The following is a 17,016-nucleotide window of genomic DNA, read 5'->3' as shown; positions in this document are numbered from 1 at the left end:
ACCTCTTTTTCTATACAGTTGAACGAACGACAAGCTTGGCCTTCAGTTCAATTGGCATTTCCTGTTTCTTGTCTTGCAGCTGCTGAAAAAGCTGAAAGGAACGCCTGCCCATTTCGACAATAGGCAAATCCATTGTCGTAAGCTCGAGGGCTTCAGATATTGGATGGTTATCATAGCTTAATAATGCCAAATCCTCTGGAATGTTCATCTTCTGCTTTCTTGCTTCTGTCATTATGCCTGCTGCTACTTGGTCGCTCGATACAAGCAAAGCATCCGGTCTATCCTTTAATTCCAACAGTTTTTTAACGACTCTTTTTCCATCTTCAATTGACAGGCAGCTGTCAAATACCCATTCCTTCTCTGCAGCCAAACCTAACTTCTGCAAGCCTTCATAAAAGGCTTTTTCCCTCAGCCTGCTGTTGGCGCTTGTCGCCCTGTTGACACAGTAGCCTATGTGCTTGTATCCATTGCTATGCAAAAAGTCTAAACCTTGCCTGAATGCACTGTAATGGTCAATATAGACTGCAGCGATATTTTCCTCTGTTACCTTTTCACAGACTATTATCGGATGGTCACTTGCATATTTGCGGAGAATGTCCATATTAGCAGTGTGGGAGCCGATAATCATCCCGTCCACTTGTTTGCTTTTTAGTTTTTCAAGCGCTTCCTTTTCTTTGTTCACATCATAGTTCGTCTGAAATAAATTGATGCTATAGTTATTTTTCAGCGCCTCTTCCCCGATACCGTCAAGCAGGCTTCCATAGTATGGAACAGTAATATATGGCACCATTACACCTATCATGCTTGTTTTTCCTCGCGACAGGTGAACAGCATTCAAGTTTTGGCTGTAATTTAATTTATCAATTGTCTCTAAAACTGCTTTTCTTTTTTCTTCTTTAACATAAGGATGATTATTTAATACTCTTGATACGGTTGTAACAGACACTCCTGATAATTCTGCGATTTTTTTTATATTTCCCATTCGTTCTCTTACTCCCATACAATTTGATCTAAACGGTCACCTATAAAATACCAAGGCTAGCTGAAATTTTCAATGGGGATTTTAATGTGTTTCAGAAGTTCCCCTTCTATTTCAGACAACTCGTCCATATATTTTATTAATAGTATGAACGCAGTTAGGGTGATTTTCAAATGACAGAAAAAATCAGCGCCATATTAATCGGCAGCCTTCTTATCGGGATTGGTGTTAACGGCTTTTTAGTCCCTCATCATCTTCTTGATGGGGGTCTAATTGGCATTGGCCTCATCTTACATTATCATTATGATATCCCGACAGGCTTATCTATGATACTTATCAGCATCCCGATTTATATCATTATTTGGTTTTATAATAAGCAATATATCGCCTACGGTTTATTGGGTTTTCTCATCTCCTCTGGAATGATTGACGTTTGTTCCTTTATGCGCGACACATTTTCCACCAATATTTTAGTCAGTTCTGTGATTGGCGGCAGTATCATTGGAGTGGGTATTGGCATTATGCTTCGCTTCGATACAAGTACAGGCGGAACAGACATGCTTGCCCAAATGCTGTCTAGTATTTTTAAATTCCCTGTCGGCATTATCATCTTTATTATTGATGGTCTTGTTTTATTAGGTGGATTAAGAATCGTCGGTCTTCCTATTTTAGCCGCTTCGTTTTTAACAATTATCTCTGTGGCCCTATTTACTAGTTTGCTAACTAAGAAAGTGAAAACTGTTTAAGCATGGAAACAAACCTGCACACATATGTGCAGGCTTCTTTTAAAACTTTATTGTTCTTCCGGGATAAGCACTTGCCCAATCTTGCCCATTTTGAGCAATGTTTGCATAATAGCCCGGGAAAGCTGACTTGGCGGATAAGGTTTCACCAAGTAATCAATTGCGCCTAATGCAATGCCCTTTTCCTTCTCATCCAAGGCAGTAGAAACGACAATTGGAATTTTTTTCAGATACTCAGAATCTTTCATTGCTTTCATGATATCCCATCCGTCCATCCTGCTGTCTTCCAGCATTATGTCTAGAACGAGCGCATCTGGCTGTACTTCCTCCATTTTCTTAATTCCATCCATTCCATTTTTGGAATAATAAACTTGGAAGCCGCTTTCCTGCAATTCCTGAATAATCAGCTCAGCCAAGCTGTAATCATCTTCTACGACCATAACTTTATAACGGACCTTTTCATCTGCGACTGCGTCCTTCTCCGAAGTTTCCATATTCCATTCCACAATCGGAAAGCTCATAATGAAGGTGCTGCCTTTTCCATATTCTGAGTCTATTGTGATATCTCCTTGATGTGCTAGCATGATTTCCTTTACAATCGCAAGACCTAATCCAGTTCCGCCAATTTTGCGGCGGTCCGAATTATCAATTCTGTAGAACTTTGTAAACAGCTTATCACGGGCTGACTCTGGTATTCCTAACCCTTGGTCTTTCACAGCTACTTTCAGCATGCCATCTTCCTGATAGAGGCTGATATCAATAGTTCCGCCTTCAGGAGAATATTTAATGGCATTGCTCACAATATTAGTGAAAGCCTGCTCGATTTTAAACCGGTCTCCTAGTATGAACGAATTCTTTTCCGTATTATGAATTGTTATATGGTGTTTAGTTGCATTGACCGCTTGGTTTTCCACAACTCTTTCCATGATTGGCAGCACTTCAATATATTTTTTCTCATATGTCTGCTTGCCTGCTTCCATGCGCTGTACATCAAGGAAGTCATTAATCAAGGCTGTTAATCTTTTCGCTTCTCCGTATATCGTGTTCAAATACTTCTTCTGACGCTCTGGTTTCAAATCACGATTAATAATGAGCTCTGTAAAACCTAAAATGCTCGCAAGAGGTGTGCGCAGCTCATGACTGACCGTACTTACAAATTCAGACTTCATCTTGTCTACTTCATATTCCATTGTAATATCTCTGTATACGAGAACAGTCCCGAATTTCTCATCGCCTCTGTATAAATGTTCACTATAAACCTTAACTATCTTATCTTCCTTCAATTTATAGGTGAATGACTCTGCAGAAGAATCTCTCATAGACTTACTAATATAAGCAATCAGATCGTCTGTTTCCTCTAATTTTTCCTTCAGCTGCCCTGTCCATTCCTGCCACTTTTGGCCGACAAATATATCAAGCATTCCCTTGCCTGTCATGATCTCATAGAACTTGCTGTTAGCATGGATAATATCGCCAGTTGGACTTATTAATTGAATTCCTTCTTGAACATTATTTAAAATATCTGTGTTTAGCAATCTGTCTTTCTCTGTTTGTTCGAATAAGTGAATCTTATCCAATGATATCTCAATCTGTTTAGCTAATGTGCTGAATTCATCCATTTCCAGCTCTGTAAAGCCGCAAGCAAACCTGCTTAGCATCATGATTGCTGTAATACTGCCGGCAGCAGACAAGATTGGGATATAAAGATCATGCACCCTGCCTTTTTCAAGATGATAGCCTTTTTCTGACACATCTAAATCTCTGATGATTGTAAAGCTAAGCTTTTCCTTTTCCAGACGATGATACATCCCTGTATGAAGATGGTTCTTAAATTGCTCTGCTCCTTCATTTGATATGCCAAATGCAGCAAAATCTCCACTGTCTGCTTCTACGATAATACCCCTGTCTGCCTTAATAACATCACACATATTTATGATGATGCTCTCCAGCACCTTCTGCTTATCAAGAGAGCTCGACAGGCCGTTAATAAGCTTGTTTCTGCGCAATAAAGCATCTTCATTGGATTGTACAGTCTCCAGCATTTTTTCTAATTCAAACTGCTGTGCCTGCAGTTCATCTTGCTGTGCAACGAGCTCTTCGTTCTGTGCAAGCAAATCTTGCTCTTTCTCTTGTATGCTCACATACATCCGCTCAAAGGCAACAGATAATGTAGCCAGCTCATCTTGCCTTTTCTTATCATGCTTAATTTCTGCTTCATTTCCCTTTGCCACTTCATTGGCTGCAACTGCAAAATCAGTCAATGGTTTCCCAATCCTCTTGACCATCACTCTGCCGATAAGCAATACTGCGATAAGAACTAGAATGATATAAATTAGAAAACCGACTTGCAGGATGGCGATATGAGTAGTCAGCTTGCTTACCTCACCGCTCAGCGAGTTCGAAACAGACTGTAGGTAATCAGCCATTTCTCCTTGAAAAGAATTAACCCTTTCAGTCGCACCATTATTGGCAATAGCAGCAACTTCCTCTCTATCTCCGCTTTCAAAGTAAGCTATTGCTTCTGGCATTGTTTCATCAAAATAAAACCGATAAAACGACGCCAGCTCTGTTGAAAAGAGTGTGTCTTCTTCTGTTTCAAGCCTTTGGTCAAACTGCTCTATCAGCTTTTCGATCTCAGCCTGCTGACTTTCTGCCGATTCTTTTAAGGCTGTGTTATTGTAAGCGAAATATCCTCTCACATTAAACATTGCATCATTGAGCCTTGTTTCTAGCTGTCTGACTAACGCTTGTTTTTCAACAAGCTCTTCTCGGTTACTTACATACTCATTGTTTACAGAGTTTTGCCAATAAACCAGCACAAGCCCTCCAATAATAAACAGTAGAATGAAAAAGCATATTAAGGCCATAAATTGCCTTGATATGCTTTTTCTTATATAGGAATTAATCTTCATCAAGAATATCCCCTACTTTGTCTAATAGTGCGAGCGGACTGAAAGGCTTTGCCATAAAGTAATCTGCTCCAGCTTCTAATATATGGTTTTGTTCATTTGTCTGGTTTTTTGCTGACAGCATCATTATTTTCAGATGCTTCTTCTCTTCGTCCGCTCTAACCTTTTGGATTACTTCCAGCCCTGTCATAATCGGCATCATATAATCAAGTATTAACAGATCATAGTCATTTTTTGCGATAAGCTGGAGAGCCTCTTCTCCATCTGGTGCTTCATCGACCACGTAATCTTCATCTTCCAGTGTATCTACTATCAGCATTCTCAATACATCTTCATCTTCAGCTAATAATATTCTTTTCATATTTCTCTCTCCCTAATTCCCTATTTTGGAGAAGGCCTCTTGCAGTATATAATAGGATTGTTTTAATCGTTCATGATAGGCTGGTTCTTCCCAGCTTTCCCATTCAAACAGTTTAGTGTCTTCTTGATGAATAGTGTTGTCACTGCCTCTTTCAGGCAATGTTTGCACAATCTTTTTATCTTTTTCCATTACAACCGCAAAATAAATGCCGTCAATGGTTTCGCTGCCTTCCATGCCCTTTTTCCATAAGTCTGCCAATACTTCCTTCTGACTTGGGTCTTTCACATTTAATAAAGCCCACGGCAGGCGAAGCTCGATTGTTTTCTTATCTTTACTTACACTAATATCGGTCAGACTATTGAAATCTTTACTTTCCGGATTGCCGTTTCCGTATAATAATTTTCCTGTTTCATAGGAGTTAAACGGAATTTTTTCCCCTTGTATTTCCAGCTCTTTATTAAGCGCAAGTCTGATTGGATGATACACACCGTTGTTCTTTTTACTTGCATAGCTTTCTTTTTTTATCATATTCAGCAAGTGCCCATAGTGGAAATAATAAGAATCATAGTAGCTGTCAATCAGGATATGCGAATCATCCTGTTCCCCAATCTTAACAGCAAAATCGACACCAAAATCTGTGTTCACTTTTTCCTTGCCATCAAGAACTGTGCTCATTTGCCCTTGATCTGCAAGTGTATCTAATAGAAGATATGTGTGATCAACGTTTAAGTCAACCGGCTCCTTATAAGTGAATTTAAAGCTGATTTGCTGTTCATCAGACGTGACACTCACATCTTGAATATCATTTTCTTCCTTATTATCAGCAGCAGCAGCAGTATACAGTGGCGACACATTCAGCTTTTCCCAATCCTCTGTGCTGCCATCAATATAGATGGTTGGCTCATATTTACCAGGATCAAAGCTTAACAGACCGAAATGCTGCTCATTTGTCTGGATATTGGACCAAAACGGTCTTCTGTTCGGATTATCATAATCCATCGTGTTCCATGTTCGCTTAAACCATTCATCCTGCCATGTAAACACAAGTCCGCCTGCATACTTCTCATCAAGAATCATCTGATACAGACTCGCATCCATATTTCCTTGTTCTTCTTCTGAAATAAAGCCTTGATTCATGCCATTAACGTTCTCATGAGTTTTGCCCCTAGATGCTGGCACTCCGAACTCTGCAACTAACACTGGCATATTATGAACCTTTCGCAATTGATTTAAATAGGCTGCATAATTGCTTTGCTCGCCTTGTTTATTCTTATATGTCGAATAGCCTTTTTCATAGTTCAAGAAATCTGGATAATACGGATAAACATGATAAGCCGCAAATAGGCCAGCATGAAAATCATCTGTTTTAGTTATATGGTTGGGATCAACAACCGCCTTATCTTCATCCTCACTCGGCTCTGCAGGATGGTCAAGCAAGTCTGTTGTCACCCAGTTCGTAAAGCTCATCGTATGCTGCCACTTATATTGCTTAGCTTCATAATCTGCTGCATAGTCCATTAACTTTGCAACCCAAATCTCAAACGGAGATGCAGCTTTTGTCTCGAAATAAGTGCCTTTGTATTGTCCTAAGCCACTGTGTTCTTCATCGGTATGATTAACAACATCAGGGTCCCACTCTGTTCCAAGCATAAATCCTAGCACATATTTGGAAACATCATACTCATACTTTCCTGAAGCATGCCCAGCCCTTTTTGGCAAATCAGCATTTCCATGAATAATGTCAATCATGTTTTTAATTTCTAACTGCGCATCTGCTACTACTTCTTCTGAATAAGCATCCTGCTTTTCTGTAAGAACATCTTCATTCACCCAAGAACCGTGGATAAGATACAGAGGCTCTTTTGCACTTTGATTATATTCATACAAGGCTTGATAAAAACCTGGTGGATGAAGCGTGTACACCCTGATTGTATTAGCATGCATCGCACCGATTTCTTTGAACCAGCGGTAATATTCATCCTTTGTAATGGATGTTTCACCTGGAAAGGAGCCTGGTTTTGAAATCCCCATATTTACCCCTTTAATAATGAGATTTTCCCATTTCCCATCCTTTTGAACTTGAATATATTCAGCATTTGTCCGACTGTTCGTTACCATTCCGTCAGCCTTTACTGTCTCTATAGTACTGCCTTCTGTATTATTATTGTGAAGTCCATCCTTCAGCAGGTTTTTCATAAGCGGCACATAAGTATTCCAGTAAAAGGAATTTCTGTATGTGACATATTTCTTCCATAAATCAAAGCCGACTGTTTGATATAAACTTGGAACTTCTGCTTCATCAGCATAATCTCCTGCAAAATAATAGGAAGTGTATTGTGTATTGGCATTTTGCACGATTGCCGGGAAAGTGCTTGGAATTCCGTAACCTTCCAGCTTTTCTTTACCAGTCTCTGAAACTGGAAGCTTATATTGGGCCAGCACCTCTTTTTGATCTTTTGCTGCGATAATATCAAACCAGTAATCATAAGTGGATGTCAGCTCTTCCTTTAAGACAGATTGACCTTTTTCGGTAGTGGAAAATGCGACACCACTGTCTGTTAAGTCCTTGTTATTTAAGACGACAATATAATCATCCTTATTAATCAGTACAAGTCCAGAGCCTGTAAAGCTCCATTCCTTGCCGTTCTGGTTTTTATAGTTATCCTTTACCCAAACAGGTACCTCCTCACCATCTAAATCGTCGAAATGCCTGCCGATCCAGCCGCTCCACGATACATTAAGCAGATTGGTGATTTTCTCCCTTGCCTCATCACTTGTAGGACTTGCAAACGTATTAAATTCAGCAATAAGTGTTTTATTGTCTGATTGGAAAAGAGCATTCTCTATTTTTTCTACATCCTCTGTTTCCAATCCGCCATATAATTTATCCGATCTCTCCCCAAGATTATTGCTTCCATAAAATTCTTCTTCATAGACTCCATACTGATCTGTCAAATACAAAACATCATAATCACTTAAATCATCAGGGAGTTCGCTGATTTTATAGCTGTTGTCTCCGCTCGGTTTAAAGCCTTTATAATCACTTTGACTGAAGTATTTGTCTTTGTTAGCCTTCACATATTTCTGATTGTTTAATATATAAACAAGGCCGTTATGCTCCCTGTATGTCTTATCAGGAACAGTCTTATCCATAATCAGCACATTCAGTTCCTTTGTCCCTTTAAACTGCCAGAGCCAAAAAGGACTTAATAGTACCGCAAGCCCAATCATGACAAACAGAAAAAAAAGCAATGTATTCCTTCTTTTCATTTAGATACTCCTTTACGACTCATGTCCCCCCAAGATTTTTCACCTTTAATGAGCTGCCAAATCCCTTCACAGCGCCAAAATACTGTCATCGGCCTGTACCATAAAGATTCTGTCAGGGAAAAGAAAAACAGCTTCAATAAATGGGACACTTTTGGATACTTGCGAAGACTCCATTCCTCGAGCAAGACTGCTGCCATTGAAAAAATCGATCCATAAATACAAGAAAGCAAAAATATAAGAATCGCAAATTCCAAATAAATCCCGCCAAAGAAAATCGCGATTACCGTATATAGATATCCTAATATTTCTACGATTGGACCTAAAAACTCTATCAGCCAAAAATAAGGGAAGGAAATCATTCCGATACTTCCATACTTCGGATTAAATGTCAGCTTGCGATGATTCCAAAGGCTTTCAAACAATCCCCTATGCCATCTTCTTCTCTGTCTCCTCAGGAACTTTATATCCTCTGGAACCTCTGTCCAGCAGACAGGATCAGGCACATAGACAATTCTTTTATTGACCTTAGACTCCTTTATAATTCGGTGAATACGGACAACAAGCTCCATATCCTCCCCTACTGTATTTGTTTGGTAACCTCCAGCCTTAATCACCCATTGCTTCGAAAATACACCAAAGGCACCTGATATGATTAAAAGCAGGTTATGCCTGCTAAGCCCAATGCGGCCCATTAAAAATGCTCTTAAATATTCAATAATCTGCATAATAACAAGGGGATGGTTCGATAAACCGATCTCCAATATATTTCCGTCCTTGATCTTACAGCCATTTGCAATTCGGATGCTTCCTCCTGAAGCAACTACCTCCTCATTGCTGTCCATAATCGGCTTCATAACTTTCAGGAAAGCATCACTTTCTAAAACCGAATCTCCGTCCAATGAGCATATATAAGGATAGTTCGAAAAGTTCAAGCCGACATTTAAAGCATCAGCCTTTCCGCCATTATCTTTATCGATAAGAAATAGTCTCGGCAAGAGCTTTGACTGGTAGATAGCCTTAATTGGCTTCGTCTCCACCTGTTTGCGGACTACCTTTTGAACCTCTTCCATATCATAATACTCAATCATTTTTTGCAAAGTTTGATCCTTAGAGCCATCATTTACAACAATGATTTCATACTGCGGATAATCAATGCTCAATAAGGAGCGGACACTCGGAATAATTCCTGCTTCTTCATTATATGCAGGCACAATTATCGAAACAGGCTTTGTATACAGACCGTCAGCAATATCCTCAAAAGACTGCTTTCTATTAAGCTGATATTCTCGTCTAAGCTGCATCATTGATACGATAAGAATAGCTGTGTAAAACGTGATGATAATAATCATATATATAGAAATAAAACCGCCAAAAAACAATACCGCATTTTCCCACCATTCTAAAACCAACTTAATTAGCTCCTTTTAAAATTCCTTTATTGACCCACTCCCAGGCCATATCCCGAGCAAAGGCATCTTTTGAATGCTGAAGCACCTCTTCAAGCACTTTTGTACCATCTTTATATTTCATAATTGATTCTGCCGCCTGAGATCTTACAAACCATGACTGATCATGCAGCAGTTCCTTTAATAGCTTCAAGGCTGTTTCTTGTTTGGCAAAGCCAAGCAGTCTTGCCGCCATCATTCTTTCCTGCCACACACTTGATTGGCATAAAGGAAGATAGTTATCAATATTAGGAACAATCCCTATGTTCGAAATTGCTTTTAAGCTTCTCAGCCTCAGCTCTCCCTCATAGGTTTGAAAAACATTTTCTAAAAAAGTAATATGCTCCAAATCCTTTTTAACACCCATCACATCGAGAATTGCCAGTTTTAGCTCTTCCACACATTCATCAAACCGGGCAATCATCTCTTCAAAAATTGGTGCTTCCAGTCTTGTTAATATGCTTCGATAATCCTTTTCTGCTAAGTATTCCTGCTTATTAATCAGCATAAAAATATCGGTATATTGAAAAGAAGCAAGGATGCGGTAAATCTGGATTTTTTCCTCTTTCGACCGCTTCTTTTCCTGTTCAGCCAACTTAATTAATTCCTCTTTCAGCTCCACCAGCTGAAAGCTCTCAATATGATACAGTGTGTTCATACGAGTGCTCCATTTCCTTGCATTTACATTTTTTCGGTAATAACCTGTCAGATTAGCTGCTGCAAGAATTCTTAAGCTTTGTCTTTCCTGATCTCCCTCGAGTATGTCTGAATACTTTGTAAGGAGCTCCTCAAGTGCTTCCTTCTCTATGTTTGAATCAGCAGAGAAGGACAGCTCATAGCTTCTGTCCTGTAAGAACAGGAAGACATCCTGGGCTATTTTTTCCTTTAAATCATTTATTTGCTGCCGCCTGTTGTTTTCAAGAAGCTTCCTTGCTATTAAGTAAGCAAGGAGGATTAGCAAAATACTGATGGAACCAACTGCAACAACAACTAATAACATAATTTCCTTTGCCACTTTAAACCATCCTTTTAATGAGGCGGACAATCCTTGCCTGAAGTTCTGTCAGACTGAAAGGCTTTGTTACATAATCATCCGCTCCCAGCTTCAATGCTTCCGCAATATCATTTTCACTCTTTCTGCCTGTCAGCATAAGCACATTAACATTGTTACGGTACTGAGATTTTTTCACGATTTGCAGTATCTCCAGACCATCCATGACTGGCATGATGCCGTCAAGAACTAGGAAATGAATGCCGTTTTGTGCGAGCCTGTCAGAATCAAGGAATTGCATCCCATCTTCATAGGCTTTTACATCAAGGGTAATATTATCAAGCTCCAAAGAACTGAAAATATTAATTAAGATGGAGCGAATCAGTGTATCATCATCAACAATGGATACATTCAAAAGCTTTGTTGCTTTTGAAATAATGCGTTTATTAGCTGTTTCAACCCTCGCCCTGCCATTCTCCTTAGCCAAATATAAAGCTTCATCTGCTGTTTTTATTGCTGCCTGCAAACCAATCTCTGTATTTTCAATTCGATACACTCCTGCTGAAAATGTGAGACTAAAGGTTTTCTCTCCGTCTGTAAATTCAACTTGTGAGAACTTATCAAGCATGCGCTCCAATACGTCTTTTATTTCCGTCTCTGTCGCTCTCTGGAACAGAATAACAAATTCCTCCCCGCCATAACGGAACAGTGTATCTGTACTTCTAATACTCTTTTTCAGAAATTGAGCGAACTCCATCAGCACCTTGTCACCGACAATATGCCCGTATGTATCATTAACTCGTTTAAAATAATCGATATCAATCACAGCGATTGTTCCATTTGCATTCAGCCTTCCCATATCACTGATAAAACGATTGTACGAATCTTTAAGAAATTTGCGGTTATAAACTTGGGTTAATTCGTCTATCAAAACCGATTGATCAAATATCTTTTTCCTTTCGAGATGGCGTTCCACACGAATTAAAAATTCTTCCACATCAATCGGTTTTTCCATGAAATCATCTGCGCCATTTCTATATGCTTCAATTCTTGAGTCTCTGTCTGTTTTAATGCTGCACATAATTTTCGGAATAAATGCCCGGTTTGTATGATTTTGGATAACACTGAGCACATCGTAACCAGATTGATCCTGAAGGTTGATATCAATGATGATGCAATCAGGATGCATATTATAATACTGCTCAATTGCCTTATCCGCTGTCGTGTTTGCAATAACCATCCAGCCCTTGCTTTCGAGCTTATCCTTCAGGAAAATAAGCAAAGAAATATCATCATCAATAATTTGAATAAGCGGTGCGTCCCCTTCACGTAAAGCAGGAGGCTTGCCAATTTCTTCATGGAAATGCTCATATTCATAACTGATTTCCATCAGCCCGCTCAAAAAATCCCTTAGTTCCTGAATGGACCATGAGTCTTTTCTATTCTCTACCTTTGCCAACAGCTCTGAAGCAATACCGTAAAGCATATCAAGCTCCAACGTGCCAGACGTCCCTTTGATTGAATGCAAAAACCTGTATACATCTCTGTTTTCAATCAATGTTATCTCGTTATTATCAAACCAGCTTGTAAGCTGATCCTTCATTTTCTTAAGTAATATTCCTTTGTATTTATCAAAAATCATTTGCCACACCTCTTTAAAAATATTCCCTTACGCATTCTCCTGTTATCTCTATATTTTTATCTGGTTAGCTTTCCCCTCAAAAGCAAAAAAAAACCAGCCCAACTCATGAATAAAGGCCGGTTGCACTAATCGCTCCAAACAGCTTAAGTGCCCAAATAAAAGCTGTTTTTCTTCGCGGTCCAAATGGTCTATTATGTTCATAAATAAGCTAGTAATATTGGTATTGTTGATAATGATTAATGTTTATTATACAGAATGAGATTCTAACTTTAAAGGCTGAAATATGGAAAATATTAAGGAATAATGACCTATTTTTTATACAAAAAAATGCCAAGAAGTTAGTAAAGACTCAACACCTTGGCATTTCTAATTAAATGTTCGTACAGAAGAACAACATATTACCTATTCCGAACGACCTGACATTTATTTTTTCTGCAATTCTTTATTTTTTTCGGTGCATCTGTCCATTGCAGCCATAACTGCTCCCCTGAACTGCATTTGCTCTAGCGTAGCTATCGCTTCAATGGTTGTTCCCCCAGGTGTGCATACCTCATCTTTCAAGATGCCAGGATGCTTGCCTGTTTCCAGCACCATTTTTGCAGCCCCTAATAATGCCTGGGCCGCGAGCTTGTAGGATGTATCTCGCGGAATTCCGCTTCTGACACCGCCGTCTGCCAATGCTTCAATAAAAAGGAAGGCATATGCTGGCGATGAACCGCTAATAGCTGGAATAGCATCCATCAAGCGCTCCTCCATTACCTCTACCTTGCCGAAGGAAGAGAACAAGTCAACAATATACTGTACTTCTTCTTCCGTGACATTGCCATTCGGGCAAACAACACTCATTCCTTCTCCTACAAGAGATGGTGTGTTTGGCATTGTTCTAATAATCTTGCTTTCACTTGATAATTGCTCTTCCATATAAGCAAGATCAACACCAGCTGCAATCGTCACGATGATAGCATTCTCCTGTATAGATTCCTTGATTTCCTGTAATACCTCTGTATATAAATATGGCTTCACCGCAAGAACGACAATATCTCCATACGATGCTGCAATCTTATTATCAATTGTTGTTTTGATCTCATATTGTTTAGATATCATTTCCGACGTAGCAGCCGTTTTTGCACTTGCAATTAAATCCTCATGTCTTGTAAATCCTGACTTTAGCATACCGCCAAAAATAGCCTGCGCCATTTTGCCGCTGCCAATGAAACTAATCTTCTTATTATTCATGTTTACGAACCGTCCTCCTCTATTTATACTCTATACTTTTACACAGTAAAGAGAGAAAATCAATCCCATTCGGAAAATTGTGATAAGAAGAGGAAAGGTGGCTATTTAATGATGATATTATGCAAGTAAATGGTTCAAAAATGCACAGATTCATGCAATAATAAAATAAACGAGCTCGATAAATAAAAAAAACATATTTCCACCAAAGAAAGTCTACTAACCTGTCATAAGCTTTAGTCATCACTTGCTAGACGGCTTACATGATTGTTCTCTGGAAGAAATATGTCATCTGGTTTTCTATGAAATATTTTAGCTATTCTTATCGCATTCTCATACGATAAACCTCTTTTGCCATTCTCTATTTGCCAATAGTAGGACTTCGTGATGCCTAGTTTGCTGGCCATTTGCTGATAAGTATAGCCATGCTCCTTTCTAACATACCGCAATTTAAGTCTAGTCAACCCTCTCACCTCTTTCTTAGTCGAAACCGTTATCTTTATCTCTATTATACGTAAACCTAAGGTTAACTTCAATCTTTTACTATCTTTTTAGTTAACTTATTTTTGAACATTTACTGTTAGCAATAAGTTAACTTATAATAGAACCATCATATGGAAATGGAGGGGAGAATAATTTGAGTTTTTCTGAAAGATTAAGAGCTTTAAGAAAATCGGCTAATATATCACAGCAAACTTTAGGGGATGCAATGAACGTGACAAAAGTGTCCATTTCTGGATACGAGACCGGCAATCGCAAACCAGACACAGAGACACTCCAAAAACTCGCTGATTTTTTTGATGTCAGCACAGATTACCTTCTAGGAAGATCTGCCGTTATGGAAACAGCTTCGCGATACGGCAGCGATAACCGCTTGGCAGTAGCTGTAGAAGATTATAATATAATTACCGCCATTCAAAGACACCCTGCCCTCCATAAAGCACTTCAGGAAGAACCAGCAAAAGTGGCCGGCCAACTATACCGCTTTTGGTCGTTTATGCAGGAAGAAAAAAAACAATAGCCCTCAGAAGAAGTTGGAGTTCCCTCTTTATCCCTCAAAATATTTATCCTTTTCTCTCTAACAAAAAAGAAGAAGAGGTGCAGTCGCTCGACTGCACCTCTTTCAGTTTATTCATTACCAAGCTTTTGGATATTTTCATAAATATTTTGTATATCCTGCAGCGAGTTTAGCAACTCGCTATTCTGAAGGAATTCTGGCTGGAAGGTACCATCTTCAATTGCTTTTGTATATTCTTCAATTTGAGTTTGGATTTTTTCATTTTGCTCACTAATTTGTCCATGCAAATCTTCCATCACTTGCGGCACTTCCACTTGATTGAACTCACTGATTTGTTTTTCAAAATCAGTTAATGTGCTTTCCAGCTGTTCAACTGTTTCCGGATTTGTAACTGCTTCCTGTGCCTTAGCCGGAAGGTCTTCTGCGAACGCCGCTGCTTCATTAGCATACTCTGTTGCTTCATTAACATAATTAATAGTATTTTTCGTCTCTTCCACTGGTGAGCATCCTGCTGCTACCAACAGCATGATCGGGAGAGCCAGCAATAATTTTTTCATAAAAATCACTCCTTATTTTTTTCCTTTTCTTTTTTCCCATTCTTTCTTTAACAAAGGTAAGCCTTTTTTCTTAAGAATTTTCACTCCTTCTTTTTGGAGATAATTTTTCATAAGTTTTTTTAGCGTCGACATGCAGACCCGCCTCCTTCCCTAACCATCGTTTTGTTTGGAGCAGTTAAAAAGGCACAGCAAAAAGACCTCACCAAATAAATGGCAAAGGTCTCACAAACAACATATGTTGCCAATAAAGCCGAGGTCTGCTGACCTGTATTGACGACTTTATTGTACAGTTACTCCCCTTTTGACAAAAGGTTACTTTCATTCAATTATTAGCTTAATTATATAATATTTCTGCGTTACCAGTCAAATAAGGCAAGGTTTTAGGATGAGCTCAATGCGATAGCAAGGCTTGTTTTTGCTTCTTCATATAATAATAGTTCCTTCTTATCTAAAGCATATGCGAGCAGTAACACAAGTGTATACACAGCCTTAAATCTGGCAAGCTCCAATGTGACACTGTCTGTTTTGCCATAGACAGCATAAAAAGCCTCCCTTTCTTCTGCTGGTATAAGACTGTAAACAATCGCTAAGTCAACTGCCCTGTGGCCAATATGGACATCGCCCCAATCGATAATGGCTGTCAGCTCCTTACCTTCGTTTACAAGCATATTACCTAAATGTAGATCACCATGCACTAGCACATGCTCACATGGGACTTCAATATGCTCTATTCCTTGGCAATAGTCTCTCGCCTTTTCAAAAACTTGACTGTTATCAAGCAGACACAAAGCCTCGAGTTTTTCCATCATTCCAGCTTTCCGTTTCCCTATGTCCAGACGGCCCAGTTTATCATATGGAACTGGCACTCCCTTTAAATCCTTGATAGAAATAGAATGTAGTGCCTTTAAAAACGCTGCTAGTGTTCCGATGAGCTTAGTTCGGTTTTCCTGTGTTAATTTATGCGGCATTTTGCCCTCAAGATAGCTGTAACCTAAGAAGGACCATCTGTAGTCTTGCGACTTTTGTCCGAAAAAAACCGGAACTGGTATTTTTATCGGCAATAATTGCTGTATTTTTGGCAGCAGGACAGCCTCTGTTTCCATTAGCTCTCCCGCGATTTCCCTGCGTGGAAATCGAAAGACATATATGTCATTCACTGCATATATCGTATTGTCGAAGCCTTCACCTATTTCCTTAATGCTTTGGATAGATAACTCAGGAAACTGTTTATTAATTAAAGCAATTGCCAGCTCTTTTTCAACCACAACCTCAGGAGCCCAAATATTCCCCATTTTTTCACCTCAAAAGATATCGCCTTAGAAATTCTTGTACTATTAGTTTATTGTATAATCCACTAAATATCTAATCTTTGTTACCATACATCAATTCCGTACTATAGGAATAAAGTTCAATAATATTCCCAAATGGATCTTCACAATAAACTAAATAATACGGCTTGCCTGCCCAAGTATTCCACATACTGCTCCTGATCTTTCCGCCGCTCTTTTGTATTTCAGCAGCCTTTTCCTTTACATTATCAGCAATAATACAAAGGTGAAAAAAGCCAGCTTCCTGAATATCTCTTTCCCTTTTTATTGTTTTCGGCACCTGGAACTCAAACAGTTCTATCCCAACTTGGTTTTCTCCTATTAAATGAGCATTGCGCATTTTTTTTATATGGTTTCCGAGCAAGTCATTTGTCATATTATAAGCATCCTCTTTCTCCTGCTGAAAGGAATACGGACCGGCAATCAGCTTAAAATTTAGAACCTTTTCATACCAATCAATCGCTTTATCTAAATCTGTTACAGCTAGGCCGATATGGGTAATTACAGCCATTATTATCTCCCCTTTTTTACAAGTATTTA

14 protein-coding genes and 1 riboswitch are annotated in these 17,016 nt (G+C 39.0%); of the genes, 2 read left to right on the top strand and 12 right to left on the bottom strand.

Features of this window, described 5'->3' with window-relative positions; genetic code table 11:
- Positions 1 to 10: 10 nt before the first annotated feature.
- Positions 11 to 982, bottom strand: coding sequence for a LacI family DNA-binding transcriptional regulator (locus tag MKX82_RS03540; RefSeq protein ID WP_341075020.1), 972 nt, complete (start codon positions 980 to 982; stop codon positions 11 to 13).
- 170 nt (positions 983 to 1,152) lie between these two features.
- On the opposite strand from MKX82_RS03540, the gene MKX82_RS03535 reads away from it, so the two are divergent.
- Positions 1,153 to 1,725: a YitT family protein gene (locus tag MKX82_RS03535; RefSeq protein WP_233317355.1), complete on the top strand. Its 573-nt coding sequence runs from the start codon at positions 1,153 to 1,155 to the stop codon at positions 1,723 to 1,725.
- A gap of 47 nt (positions 1,726 to 1,772) precedes the next feature.
- Here the strand turns inward: MKX82_RS03535 and MKX82_RS03530 are convergent, their stop codons facing one another.
- The 8 genes from MKX82_RS03530 to MKX82_RS03495 all read right to left on the bottom strand — a co-directional run bounded on the left by MKX82_RS03530 (position 1,773) and on the right by MKX82_RS03495 (position 14,037).
- Complete coding sequence (locus MKX82_RS03530) at positions 1,773 to 4,634, bottom strand: ATP-binding protein (protein WP_341075016.1); 2,862 nt, start codon at positions 4,632 to 4,634, stop codon at positions 1,773 to 1,775.
- Positions 4,624 to 4,992, bottom strand: a complete 369-nt coding sequence (locus MKX82_RS03525; RefSeq protein WP_233317356.1) for a response regulator transcription factor — start codon at positions 4,990 to 4,992, stop codon at positions 4,624 to 4,626. The genes MKX82_RS03530 and MKX82_RS03525 overlap by 11 nt, the downstream gene beginning before the upstream one ends.
- A 12-nt stretch (positions 4,993 to 5,004) precedes the next feature.
- On the bottom strand, positions 5,005 to 8,262 hold the full coding sequence (locus tag MKX82_RS03520; protein ID WP_341075014.1) for a hypothetical protein: 3,258 nt from the start codon (positions 8,260 to 8,262) through the stop codon (positions 5,005 to 5,007).
- The gene (locus tag MKX82_RS03515; protein WP_233317396.1) at positions 8,259 to 9,611 is read right to left on the bottom strand and encodes a glycosyltransferase family 2 protein; all 1,353 of its coding nucleotides are present in this window, start codon (positions 9,609 to 9,611) and stop codon (positions 8,259 to 8,261) included. Before MKX82_RS03515 ends, MKX82_RS03520 begins: the two co-directional genes overlap by 4 nt.
- A gap of 61 nt (positions 9,612 to 9,672) precedes the next feature.
- A complete protein-coding gene (locus tag MKX82_RS03510; protein ID WP_251645082.1) occupies positions 9,673 to 10,722 on the bottom strand; it encodes a HEAT repeat domain-containing protein in 1,050 nt (349 codons plus the stop codon).
- A gap of 1 nt (position 10,723) precedes the next feature.
- Positions 10,724 to 12,340, bottom strand: a complete 1,617-nt coding sequence (locus tag MKX82_RS03505) for a GGDEF domain-containing response regulator (RefSeq protein ID WP_233317359.1) — start codon at positions 12,338 to 12,340, stop codon at positions 10,724 to 10,726.
- A gap of 105 nt (positions 12,341 to 12,445) precedes the next feature.
- A riboswitch (cyclic di-GMP riboswitch) is annotated at positions 12,446 to 12,529 on the bottom strand.
- Positions 12,530 to 12,763: 234 nt separating this feature from the next.
- The gene (gene proC, locus MKX82_RS03500) at positions 12,764 to 13,576 is read right to left on the bottom strand and encodes a pyrroline-5-carboxylate reductase (RefSeq protein ID WP_233317360.1); all 813 of its coding nucleotides are present in this window, start codon (positions 13,574 to 13,576) and stop codon (positions 12,764 to 12,766) included.
- A 233-nt stretch (positions 13,577 to 13,809) separates the two neighbouring features.
- A complete protein-coding gene (locus MKX82_RS03495) occupies positions 13,810 to 14,037 on the bottom strand; it encodes a helix-turn-helix transcriptional regulator (RefSeq protein WP_233317361.1) in 228 nt (75 codons plus the stop codon).
- Between the two features lie 173 nt (positions 14,038 to 14,210).
- On the opposite strand from MKX82_RS03495, the gene MKX82_RS03490 reads away from it, so the two are divergent.
- Entirely contained in the window at positions 14,211 to 14,594 is a 384-nt protein-coding gene (locus MKX82_RS03490; RefSeq protein ID WP_233317362.1) for a helix-turn-helix domain-containing protein, read from the top strand.
- A 107-nt stretch (positions 14,595 to 14,701) separates the two neighbouring features.
- Here the strand turns inward: MKX82_RS03490 and MKX82_RS03485 are convergent, their stop codons facing one another.
- The 3 genes from MKX82_RS03485 to MKX82_RS03475 form a co-directional block, all read right to left on the bottom strand.
- Positions 14,702 to 15,148, bottom strand: a complete 447-nt coding sequence (locus MKX82_RS03485; protein WP_233317363.1) for a DUF6376 family protein — start codon at positions 15,146 to 15,148, stop codon at positions 14,702 to 14,704.
- Positions 15,149 to 15,528: 380 nt separating this feature from the next.
- Positions 15,529 to 16,440 (bottom strand): phosphotransferase, encoded by a 912-nt coding sequence (locus MKX82_RS03480; protein ID WP_341075009.1) that lies wholly within the window; start codon positions 16,438 to 16,440, stop codon positions 15,529 to 15,531.
- A gap of 70 nt (positions 16,441 to 16,510) precedes the next feature.
- Entirely contained in the window at positions 16,511 to 16,987 is a 477-nt protein-coding gene (locus tag MKX82_RS03475; protein ID WP_237940750.1) for a VOC family protein, read from the bottom strand.
- Positions 16,988 to 17,016: the final 29 nt, after the last annotated feature.

The sequence above is a fragment of the Niallia sp. FSL R7-0271 genome, from assembly GCF_038005785.1.
Lineage (GTDB): Bacteria > Bacillota > Bacilli > Bacillales > Cytobacillaceae > Niallia.
Note: the sequence above shows the minus strand (reverse complement) of the source record. Positions and strands in the feature narration are given on the sequence as shown.

What these genes read in the sequence shown, in the direction of transcription:
- MKX82_RS03540 (WP_341075020.1), bottom strand. Translation starts at nt 982, where the DNA reads ATGGGAAATATAAAAAAAATCGCAGAATTATCAGGAGTGTCTGTTACA.
- MKX82_RS03535 (WP_233317355.1), top strand. Translation starts at nt 1,153, where the DNA reads ATGACAGAAAAAATCAGCGCCATATTAATCGGCAGCCTTCTTATCGGG.
- MKX82_RS03530 (WP_341075016.1), bottom strand. Translation starts at nt 4,634, where the DNA reads ATGAAGATTAATTCCTATATAAGAAAAAGCATATCAAGGCAATTTATG.
- MKX82_RS03525 (WP_233317356.1), bottom strand. Translation starts at nt 4,992, where the DNA reads ATGAAAAGAATATTATTAGCTGAAGATGAAGATGTATTGAGAATGCTG.
- MKX82_RS03520 (WP_341075014.1), bottom strand. Translation starts at nt 8,262, where the DNA reads ATGAAAAGAAGGAATACATTGCTTTTTTTTCTGTTTGTCATGATTGGG.
- MKX82_RS03515 (WP_233317396.1), bottom strand. Translation starts at nt 9,611, where the DNA reads ATGATTATTATCATCACGTTTTACACAGCTATTCTTATCGTATCAATG.
- MKX82_RS03505 (WP_233317359.1), bottom strand. Translation starts at nt 12,340, where the DNA reads ATGATTTTTGATAAATACAAAGGAATATTACTTAAGAAAATGAAGGAT.
- proC (WP_233317360.1), bottom strand. Translation starts at nt 13,576, where the DNA reads ATGAATAATAAGAAGATTAGTTTCATTGGCAGCGGCAAAATGGCGCAG.
- MKX82_RS03485 (WP_233317363.1), bottom strand. Translation starts at nt 15,148, where the DNA reads ATGAAAAAATTATTGCTGGCTCTCCCGATCATGCTGTTGGTAGCAGCA.
- MKX82_RS03480 (WP_341075009.1), bottom strand. Translation starts at nt 16,440, where the DNA reads ATGGGGAATATTTGGGCTCCTGAGGTTGTGGTTGAAAAAGAGCTGGCA.
- MKX82_RS03475 (WP_237940750.1), bottom strand. Translation starts at nt 16,987, where the DNA reads ATGGCTGTAATTACCCATATCGGCCTAGCTGTAACAGATTTAGATAAA.